The organism is Umezawaea sp., assembly GCF_036375055.1.
Taxonomy (GTDB): domain Bacteria; phylum Actinomycetota; class Actinomycetes; order Mycobacteriales; family Pseudonocardiaceae; genus Umezawaea.
In genome coordinates this window covers 20,890-30,271 of the sequence record NZ_DASUSQ010000108.1, presented here as the reverse complement: position 1 = coordinate 30,271, position 9,382 = coordinate 20,890, and the positions used below count along the sequence as shown (strand labels likewise).

Sequence of the window (9,382 nt, the reverse complement as noted above, 5' to 3'; positions counted from 1 at the left end):
GAGAACGCGGCCAAGATCGCGATGGAGCACCACCTGGGGCTGACCTGCGACCCGGTCGGCGGGCTTGTGCAGATCCCCTGCATCGAGCGCAACCCCATCGCCGCATCGACGGCGGTGACGGCCGCCCGCCTGGCGCTGCGCGGCGACGGCTCGCACTACGTCTCGCTCGACGCCGTCGTGGAGACCATGCGGCAGACCGGCATCGACATGTCGCACAAGTACAAGGAGACGAGCGAGGGCGGCCTCGCGGTCAACGTCATCGAGTGCTGATGCGCCCGTCCGCCCCGCCCGGACCGGGTCAGCTCATGTGCCACACCTCGGTGGCGTCCGCCCACAGCCGCCCCTCCTCGGCCTCCGGCACCGGCACCTGGCACGGGTCGGTGAGGGTCCACCACTCCTGGGTGGTCGGGTCGGCGGCGATGAGCGCCATGTCCGCCTCGTAGTCGTCGCCGACGTACTCGTAGTAGGAGATCAGCCGGTCGCCGAGCAGGAAGATCGAGTAGTTGGTGATGCCGCTGGCGGTCAGCCTGGCCTCCACGTCGGGCCACACGACCTGGTGCAGCCGCAGGTACTCGTCGCGCTTCTCGGGGAGCACCCCGACGACTCGGATGTGCCGTTGTGGTGCGGAAGCCGACATCGCTGCTCCTCTGTCCGTTGGCCGTCGTCGCGAGAGTACAGACGTCCGATGTGTCGGTGCTCGTCGTGGCTCCGCGTAGGGTCGGGTCCGAGTCGGGGACCACCAACCTGGGAGTGATGGATGAAGCTGCTGGTCACGGGCGGCGCCGGGTACATCGGCAGTGCGACGGTCGCGGCGCTGGTCGCCGCGGGGCACGAGGTCGAGGTGTTGGACGACCTGTCGACCGGGTTCGTGGACAACGTGCCGGAGGGCGCGGTGCTGCACGAGTTGCCGCTCAGCGCGGCGGCGCAGGTGGTCGACTCGACGTTCGACGCGGTGCTGCACTTCGCGGCCAAGATCTCCGTCGCCGAGTCGGTGCGCAAGCCCGACCTGTACTTCGACGTGAACGTGCGCGGCACCATGACGCTGCTGGACTCCATGCGCGCCAACGACGTCAAGCGGCTCATCTTCTCCTCGACGGGGTCGATGTACGCCGACGCCGGGCTGGAACCGCTGGCGGAGGACTCGCCGGTCGACCCGCAGAACCCCTACGCCGCGAGCAAGTCCATCGTGGACACCATGTTGCCGTGGGAGTGCCAGGCGCACGGCCTCGGCGCGGTGAGCCTGAGGTACTTCAACGCGGCGGGCGCCAGCGGGCACCTCGGGGAGCGGCACACGCCCGAGACCCACCTGATCCCGATGGTGCTGGACGTCGCGGCGGGCAAGCGGGCGGAGTTCCTGCTGTTCGGCGACGACTACCCGACGCCGGACGGCACGTCCGTGCGGGACTACATCCACATCGAGGACCTGGCCTCGGCGCACGTCCTCGCGCTGGAGGCGGCCGAACTCGGCAAGCACAAGGTCTACAACCTGGGCAACGGCCGGGGTTTCTCGATCCGCGAGGTCGTCGACGCGGTGCTCGAGGTGACCGGCCACCCGGTGCCGACCCGCGTCGCGCCCCGCCGCGAGGGCGATCCGGTCGCGAGCGTCGCGTCCGCCGACAAGGCCCGCACCGAGCTGGGCTGGCGGCAGGCGAAGCCGGAGCTGACCGCCATCATCGCGGACGCCTGGGCGTTCCACCGCTCACGCCCGTGACGGGGAGCCCCTCGCCGGGGCTCCCCACCGCGCGTCACGCGGGCAGGACGGCCTCGATCGCCTTGACGACCTGCTCGTCATCGGGCTTCGTGACCGGCCGGAACCGGGCCACGACCTCGCCCTCGGGGCTGATCAGGAACTTCTCGAAGTTCCACTGCACGTCACCGGCGGCGCCGTCGGCGTCGGCGGTCTTGGTCAGCTCGGCGTAGACCGGGTGCCGGTCGGCGCCGTTGACCTCGATCTTCTCGAACAGCGGGAACGTCACGCCGTACGTGGTCGAGCAGAAGGTCTCGATCTCCTCGGCCGTGCCGGGCTCCTGGCCGTTGAACTGGTTGCACGGGAAGCCGACCACCGAGAAACCCTGCTCGCCGTACTGCTCCTGGAGCTGCTCCAGGCCGGTGTACTGCGGCGTGAGCCCGCACTTGGACGCCACGTTCACGACCAGGACGGCCTTGCCGCGCAGCGACTCCAGCGTGGTCGGCTCACCCGAGATCGTGTTGACCGGGATGTCGTAGATGCTCAAGAGGTCGCCCTTTCACCGTGGACCCGTTCCGTTCCCAGACTACGGCTCCGCCCGCGGTGGACGGGGGCGCGTGAGCCGGTCAGAACTGGAAGACCGACCCGGTGTCCACGCGCACCGCGCACGCGTTCGGGTAGACGTGGTCGAAGGTGCGCCGCTCACCGCGCCAGCTTCCGGAGGCCGTCACGTGCACGGGCCGGTACTCGAAGGTGCACAGCGAATCCGAGTCCTGCACGGCCTGCACGTCGCCGTCGGACCGCAGCAGGTCGTCGCACGCCACCCGCGCGTTCGGGTGCGACCCGCCGGACGGCTCGCAGTGCAGGGTCGTCGACCGCACGCCCGCCTCCTCGGTGGACGTGGTCAGCACGAGCGTGGAGGAGGGGACGAGTTCCGAGCCCGCCGGGGGAGCGATCTCGTCGACCGGCAGGAAGGGGATCACCGCGGCGAAGGCCGCGAGGAAGGGGAGGGGTGCCATGCGCCCACAGTGGCGCGACCGGACCCCTGACCACGACCCAACCGGGCGGTAACACCGGATCGAGTGGTTCCGGTGACCGTTGACCAACCGGATCCGCTCGACTTGCGTCGGACGGGGGTGTGCAGACCATGATCGACTCGGCACGCTGGGGCGATGGGGACATCAAGCGTGCGCCGGGTGGCACTGGCCAGTTCGGCGGGGAACGCGGTCGAGCTCTACGACTTCCTGCTCTACGGAACGGCGTCCGCGCTGGTCTTCGACAAGCTGTTCTTCCCGTCGTTCGACCCGAGGATCGGGACGCTGCTGTCGCTGGCCACGTTCGGCGCGGGCTTCCTGGCCAGGCCGCTCGGCGGGGTGGTGATCGGGCACTTCGGCGACCGGATCGGCAGGCGGACGATGCTCGTCCTGACGCTGACCGCCACGGGGGTGTGCACGGCCCTGATCGGGGTGCTGCCGACGTACTCGTCGATCGGGCTGCTGGCCCCGGTGCTGCTGGTCCTGCTGCGGGTGGTCCAGGGGTTCTTCCTGGGCGGTGAGCAGGGCGGGGCCACGCTGATGACGGTCGAGCACTCACCACCGGGGAGGACGGGCTGGTACGGGAGCTGGACGTTCCTCGGGTCGCCGCTGGGCCTGCTGCTCGCGAGCGGGGCGATGTCGCTGGCCGTGACCGCCTCCGGTGACGACTTCCTCGTCTGGGGCTGGCGCGTCCCGTTCCTGTTCAGCCTCGTCCTGGTCGGGGTCGGGCTGTACGTGCGGCTGTCGGTGCAGGAGAGCCCGGTGTTCGAGCGGACCCGTGCGGAGGAGGGCACGGCCAAGCTGCCGGTGGTCGTCGTGCTGAAGGACCACTGGCGCACGGTGCTGCTGGGCGCCGGGGTGAACTTCGGGTTCAACATGTTCATCTTCGTGCTGGCCACGTTCGCCGCGTCGTACGCCACCCGGCAGCTGGGGATGACCCGCTCGGTCATCCTCAACGCCACGCTGATCGGCGCGTTCTCCCAGGCGGTGGCGATCCTGCTGTTCGCCCGGCTGTCGGACCGGGTGGGGAGGATGCCGGTCATGCTGGGCGGCGCTGTGTTCCTCGGCGCGTTCGCGTTCCCGATGTTCTGGCTGCTGGAAACCCGCGACCCCGCGCTCGTGGTCGTGGCGATGCTGATCGGCTTCACCGGGTCCGCGGCGATCTTCGGGCCGATGCCCGCCTACTACGCGGAGCTGTTCGGCCCGAAGATCCGCTACAGCGGTGTGTCCCTGAGCTACCAGTTGGGCGCGGTGCTGGGGGGTGGTCTGTCACCGGTCGTCGCGGCGGCGCTGCTGGGGTTGACGGCGGACCAGGCCAGCTGGCCCGTGTCGCTCTACCTGATCGGCGGGGCGCTGGTCAGCGCGGCCTGCATCGTCGCACTGGGGGAGACGATCAGCGGTCGAGCACCGAGTCGAGCACCCGCCGAACCGTAGCCGCCGGGTCGAGCACCAGGTCCGGGCTGCGCCACGCCACGACGCCGTCCGGGCGGACCAGGCTCGCGCCGCGCTCGCCGATGCCGTAGCGCGCCGAGAGCTGTCCGGAGGGGTCGGTGAGGACCGGGACCGCCACCTCGCAGTCGTTCCACGCCGGGTCGAGGGTGATCAGGGTCCAGCCCCCGCCGAAGAGGTCCACCGTGGACACGCGCAGGCCGTCGTGGTCGACCTCGACGTGCGGTGCCCGGTAGCCGGGGCGACCGGTGGGGGCGAACGGGTCCTCCGGTGAGGTGTCGTCGTCCTCCGGGAGCACGGCGGTGGAGCGGCAGGGGAAGCCGAAGCCGAGTCGCAGGTGGTCGGTCGGTTCCGGGAGGTCCGAGGTCGCCAGGTGCGGGGCGAAGCGCTCCACGTAGTTGCGGTAGGAGGTGTCGACGACCGCCCGCGCGTAGGGGTGTCGTTCTGCGTCGTAGCTGTCCAGGAGTCCTGGGCCCGCCTCGCCCTTCAGCACCGCCGCCAGCTTCCAGGCGATGTCGTAGCCGTCCTGGACGGCCGTGTTGCCGCCGAGGCCGCCGGTGGGCGGGGTGACCTTGGCCGCGTCGCCCACCAGGAAGACGCGGCCGGAGGAGAACCGGTCGGCCGTCCACGCGGCCATGTGCCAGGTGGTGATGTCGAGGATCTTCGGGTCCAGGTCCGGGACGTCGGTGGCCGTGCGGATGAGGGACGTGCAGCGGGCCTCGTCGTGGTCGGCGGTGGATTCGCCGCGCTCGGGGTGGTGTTCGACGGTGAGGACGTGGCGGCGGTCCGTGGTGAGGGAGACGAACGCGCCGGTGGAGGTGGGGTTCTGGAGGTAGAAGAGGGTGGTCCGGGCTGGATCGGTGTGGAGGGAGAGGTCGGCCTCGAAGATGATGCCGATGTGGTGGGCCAGGTGGCCAGGGCCGTGGCGTTCCACTCCCGGGGAGTCCCGGATCCTGCTCCGGTGGCCGTCCGCGGCTATGAGGTACTTGGTTCTGGTGGTGGTTGATTCGTTGGTGGTCAGGTCCAGGAGGGTGGCCGTCGTGCCGGTGTCGTCCTGGGTGAAGTGGGTCAACCGGGTGGCGAAGTGGACTTGTGCGCCTAGTGTCCTGGCCTTGGTGAGGAGGACCGTTTCCACGTGGTCCTGGGAGGTCATGCCGAACGGGGCCGGGGAGAGGGTGGAGTGGTCCGGGGGGTTGTCGTCGGTGGCTATGGATTTGTAGACGGTTCCCTTGAGGCTTTCGGCGATCTTGATGGTGAGGGGGCCGCCGCTGCCCGCGAGCACTTCCCCCGCTGCTCCCGCTCTGGTGAGCAGTTCCATGGTTCTGGGGGTTTGGCCTGTCGCCTTGGGGTGCAGGGCGGTGGTCGGGTGTGCGGAGATCGTGCGGACCTTGATGCCCTGTCGGGCCAGGAAGAGGGTGGCTGAGAGGCCTGCCAGGCCAGCTCCTCCTACCAGGACGTCGGTGTCTTCCATAGTAAGTATCTTAGGCTCTAAGAGACTTTGTGGGCAAGAGGGCGCGTTGGGGGTAGCCGTGGGGCTGGAGGGCTCGCCAGGTGGGGTCGGGGGTGCTCGCCAGGTGGCTGCCGGTTCCAGCGCCGTGCGGCCGGCGTGGGTTAGTCCAGGGAGATCGTGGTTTTTGTTCTTGCTGATTTTTCTGCTGCTTCCAGTACTTCCAGGCCTGTTGCTGCCTCCCAGGGGGATACTGGGGTTTCCGCGTTCGCTATTGCTTGGTAGAAGGCCGGGTAGTTGCCTGGGATTGTCGGTACCGGGGTTCTTTCTTGGTCTTGTTGTAGGTGGCCCCAGGATGACGGTTGTTCTGTTCCCCAGTCGGTTGCCGGGATTTTCCCTGCTTTGAGTTGTTCTTCCTGGGGGTCCATGCCGTGTTTCACGTAGGCCGCCTCGTCGCCCAGGACTCTGAACCTGGGGCCTCGGTCTGCTGCCAGTGCGCTGGCCCAGAGGTGGGAGGTGGTGCCGTCCTGGTGGGTCAGGGCCAGGAAGGCCTCGTCCGGCGCTTGTGCTCCTGTGCGCAGTGTCCTGATTTCCGCGTAGACCTCTGCGGGGCGGCCGAAGAGGGTGAGGGCCTGGTCGATCAGGTGGGTGCCCAGGTCGTAGACGATGCTGCCCAGGTCTGCCGGGTCCCCTGATTCCTTCCAGCTCGGTTTGAGGTTCGGGCGCCAGCGCTCGAAGCGGGACTCGAAGCGGTGCACCGCGCCCAGGGCTCCCTCCGCCAGGAGTCGTCGCACGGTCAGGAAGTCGCCGTCCCACCGCCTGTTGTGGAACGGGACCAGCGTTCGTCCTCGCTCCTCCGCCAGTTCCGCCAGGGCGCGGGCTTCCGCCGCCGTGCCGGAGAAAGGTTTGTCCACCACCACGTCGAGGCCGTGTTCCAGCGCCTCGCGGGCGTGCTCGTGGTGGAAGCGGTTCGGTGTCGTGACCACCGCCAGGTCGAAGTCGCCCGTCCACACCTCGTCCACTGAGGACAGCACTCTCGTGTTCGGGTACCTCGCCCTGACCTCTGCCGCCCGGTCCGGGTTGGCGGTCACGACGGCGCTCAGTTCCAGGCCCGGTGTCGTGTTCAGGAACGGCGCGTGGAAGGCCGAGCCGCCCAGTCCGTAGCCGATCAGTGCGGTGCGCATGGCACTGAACATAGGCGTCCCACGTCGTGGACGCCCTGTTGCGAGTTCGGCACCCGGAACTACCGTCGCTGTCATGAGTCTGCTCGTGACCAGGCGGCACGTGGACCACGTGCGCGTCACCAGCATGGCCTGTCCCGGCCGCGCTTGATCCACCCCGACTCCGCACAGCCATCGAGTGAAAACCAGGAGACAGCCATGTCCGCAGACACCTCCGCCTGGTCGTTCGAGACCAAGCAGGTCCACGCCGGAGCCGGCCCCGACCCGGCGACCGGGGCCCGTGCCACGCCGATCTACCAGACGACGTCGTACGTCTTCCGCGACACCGCCCACGGCGCCGCGCTGTTCAACCTCTCCGAAGCGGGCAACATCTACACCCGCATCAACAACCCCACCCAGGACGTGCTGGAGCAGCGGGTGGCCGCGCTGGAGGGCGGGATCGCGGCCGTGGCGTTCGCGTCCGGGTCGGCGGCCGTGACGGCGACGATCCTGAACCTCGCTCGATCGGGTGACCACTTCGTCTCCAGCGCCTCGCTCTACGGCGGCACGTACAACCTGTTCCACTACACGCTGCCCAAGCTCGGCATCGAGGTCACCTTCGTGGACGACCCCGACGACCTGGAGGCGTGGCGGGCGGCGGCTCGGCCGAACACGAAGCTGTTCTTCGCCGAGACGTTGGCGAACCCGCGCGCGCACGTGCTGGACATCGCCGCGGTGGCGGGTGTCTCGCACGAGGTCGGGGTGCCGCTGGTGGTGGACAACACCGTGCCGACGCCGTACCTGGTGCGGCCGATCGAGCACGGCGCGGACATCGTGGTGCACTCGGCGACCAAGTACCTGGGCGGTCACGGCACGACCATCGCGGGCGTGGTGGTCGACGGCGGCACGTTCGACTTCGGCACGGAGCGGTTCCCGGACTTCACCGAGCCGGACCCGAGCTACAACGGCCTGCGGTACTGGCCCGCGCTGGGCCACGGCGCGTTCGCCGCGAAGCTGCGCGTGCAGCTGCTGCGCGACACGGGCGCGGCCATCGCCCCGCTGAACAGCTTCCTGATCATCCAGGGCATCGAGACGCTGTCGCTGCGCATCGACCGGCACGTGGCGAACGCGCAGGCGCTCGCGGAGTGGCTGGAGCAGCGCGACGAGGTGGAGAAGGTCCACTACGCGGGCCTGCCGTCGAGCCCGTTCCACGAGAACGCGAAGAAGTACCTGCCCAAGGGCGCTGGGGCGATCGTGTCGTTCGAGCTGCGCGGCGGCGTGGACGCGGGGCGGGCGTTCGTGGACGGCACCGAGCTGTTCAGCCAGCTCGCGAACATCGGCGACGTCCGCAGCCTGATCGTCCACCCGGCCAGCACCACGCACAGCCAGCTTGCCCCCGAGGAGCAGGTCACGACGGGTGTCACGCCGGGTCTGGTGCGGCTGTCGGTCGGCATCGAGGGCGTCGAGGACCTCAAGGCCGACCTGGAGGCGGGGTTCCGCGCGGCGAAGTCCGCTCTGTGACCACTGGTGGAAAGACCCCTCGTGCCGCCGGCGGGTGGCGCGAGGGGGACCCCGCCGGGCGGCGGCTCTGGTACTCCCACGACGGCCCGCTGGCCGGGCTCCCCGCCGTGCGGCTCGCCTACGAGACGTGGGGGACGCTCAACGCGGACCGCTCCAACGCGGTCCTGGTCGAGCACGCCCTCACCGGCGACAGCCACGTGGCAGGCGTGGCGGAACCGGGTCACCCCACCCCCGGCTGGTGGGACGCGCTGGTCGGGCCGGGCAGGCCGCTGGACCCGGCGCACTGGTTCATCGTCGTCCCGAACGTGCTGGGCGGGTGCCAGGGCAGCACCGGCCCGCTGTCCACCGCCCCCGACGGGCGGCCGTGGGGCAGCAGGTTCCCCCTGGTGACCGCCCGCGACCAGGTCGCGGCGGAGGTGGCGCTGGCCGACGCGCTCGGCGTCGACTCCTGGGCCGCCGTCCTCGGCGGTTCCATGGGCGGGATGCGGGCGCTCGAATGGGCGGTCGGCCACCCGGACCGGCTGGGGGCGTTGCTGCTGCTGGCGTGCCCGGCGGCGGCGTCCGCCGAGCAGATCGCGCTGGCGTCGACCCAGATCCACGCCGTCCGCGCCGATCCGCTGCTGGGCCTGGGGATCGCCCGCCGGATCGCGCACATCAGCTACCGCACCGAGGCGGAGCTGGCCACCCGGTTCGGTCGGGAGCCGCAGGGCGACGGCAGGTTCGCCGTCGAGTCCTACCTGGACCACCACGCCGACAAGCTGGTCCGCCGCTTCGACCCGGACAGCTACGTCGTCCTCACCGAGTCGATGAACAGCCACGACGTGGGCCGCGACCGCGGCGGTGTGCGGTCCGCGCTGCGCCGCGTCACCGCTCGCACGATCGTCGCGGGCGTCGACACCGACCGGCTGTTCCCCCTCACCCAGCAGGAGGAGCTCGCCGCGGGCATCACCACCGCCGACGACCTGCGGGTCGTCACGTCGGACCACGGCCACGACGCGTTCCTCATCGAGTCCGACCAGGTGGGCGCGCTGGTGCGGGAACTGCTGCCGGCGCGGGTGCCCTCCGGCGCGTGACCGGAGAGCAC

At 70.1% G+C, this 9,382-nt stretch carries 10 protein-coding genes; 5 read left to right on the top strand and 5 right to left on the bottom strand.

The genetic code is table 11. The annotated features are described in order from the left end of the window. Nucleotides 1–270 (top strand): L-serine ammonia-lyase, iron-sulfur-dependent, subunit alpha (locus VFZ92_RS27790; protein ID WP_330878999.1); only part of this gene is annotated, 270 nt, incomplete at its 5' end. A gap of 28 nt (nt 271–298) precedes the next feature. Here VFZ92_RS27790 and VFZ92_RS27785 read toward each other — a convergent pair. Then, nucleotides 299–637, bottom strand: a complete 339-nt coding sequence (locus tag VFZ92_RS27785; protein WP_330878998.1) for an L-rhamnose mutarotase — start codon at nt 635–637, stop codon at nt 299–301. Nucleotides 638–757: 120 nt separating this feature from the next. Here VFZ92_RS27785 and galE point away from each other — a divergent pair, with 120 nt between their 5' ends. Further along, entirely contained in the window at nt 758–1,711 is a 954-nt protein-coding gene (gene galE / locus VFZ92_RS27780; protein ID WP_330878997.1) for a UDP-glucose 4-epimerase GalE, read from the top strand. A gap of 34 nt (nt 1,712–1,745) precedes the next feature. Here galE and VFZ92_RS27775 read toward each other — a convergent pair whose 3' ends face one another. Together VFZ92_RS27775 and VFZ92_RS27770 are read right to left on the bottom strand one after the other, a co-directional pair. Beyond that, nucleotides 1,746–2,234 (bottom strand): glutathione peroxidase, encoded by a 489-nt coding sequence (locus VFZ92_RS27775; RefSeq protein WP_330878996.1) that lies wholly within the window; start codon nt 2,232–2,234, stop codon nt 1,746–1,748. 79 nt (nt 2,235–2,313) lie between these two features. Next, nucleotides 2,314–2,706 (bottom strand): SSI family serine proteinase inhibitor, encoded by a 393-nt coding sequence (locus VFZ92_RS27770; RefSeq protein WP_330878995.1) that lies wholly within the window; start codon nt 2,704–2,706, stop codon nt 2,314–2,316. Between the two features lie 153 nt (nt 2,707–2,859). Here VFZ92_RS27770 and VFZ92_RS27765 point away from each other — a divergent pair, with 153 nt between their 5' ends. After that, a complete protein-coding gene (locus VFZ92_RS27765) occupies nt 2,860–4,155 on the top strand; it encodes an MFS transporter (protein ID WP_330878994.1) in 1,296 nt (431 codons plus the stop codon). Here VFZ92_RS27765 and rdmE read toward each other — a convergent pair. Further along, nucleotides 4,115–5,641 (bottom strand): aklavinone 12-hydroxylase RdmE, encoded by a 1,527-nt coding sequence (gene rdmE, locus VFZ92_RS27760; protein WP_330878993.1) that lies wholly within the window; start codon nt 5,639–5,641, stop codon nt 4,115–4,117. The genes VFZ92_RS27765 and rdmE overlap by 41 nt on opposite strands. A 140-nt stretch (nt 5,642–5,781) precedes the next feature. Further along, a complete protein-coding gene (locus VFZ92_RS27755) occupies nt 5,782–6,801 on the bottom strand; it encodes a Gfo/Idh/MocA family protein (protein ID WP_330878992.1) in 1,020 nt (339 codons plus the stop codon). 195 nt (nt 6,802–6,996) lie between these two features. Between VFZ92_RS27755 and VFZ92_RS27750 the strand changes: the two genes are divergently transcribed. Both VFZ92_RS27750 and metX read left to right on the top strand, forming a co-directional pair. Next, nucleotides 6,997–8,298 carry a bifunctional o-acetylhomoserine/o-acetylserine sulfhydrylase gene (locus VFZ92_RS27750; RefSeq protein ID WP_330878991.1) on the top strand — a complete coding sequence of 434 codons (1,302 nt, stop codon included), beginning with the start codon at nt 6,997–6,999 and terminating at the stop codon, nt 8,296–8,298. Then, a complete protein-coding gene (gene metX, locus VFZ92_RS27745; RefSeq protein WP_330878990.1) occupies nt 8,295–9,371 on the top strand; it encodes a homoserine O-acetyltransferase MetX in 1,077 nt (358 codons plus the stop codon). Before VFZ92_RS27750 ends, metX begins: the two co-directional genes overlap by 4 nt. Nucleotides 9,372–9,382: the final 11 nt, after the last annotated feature.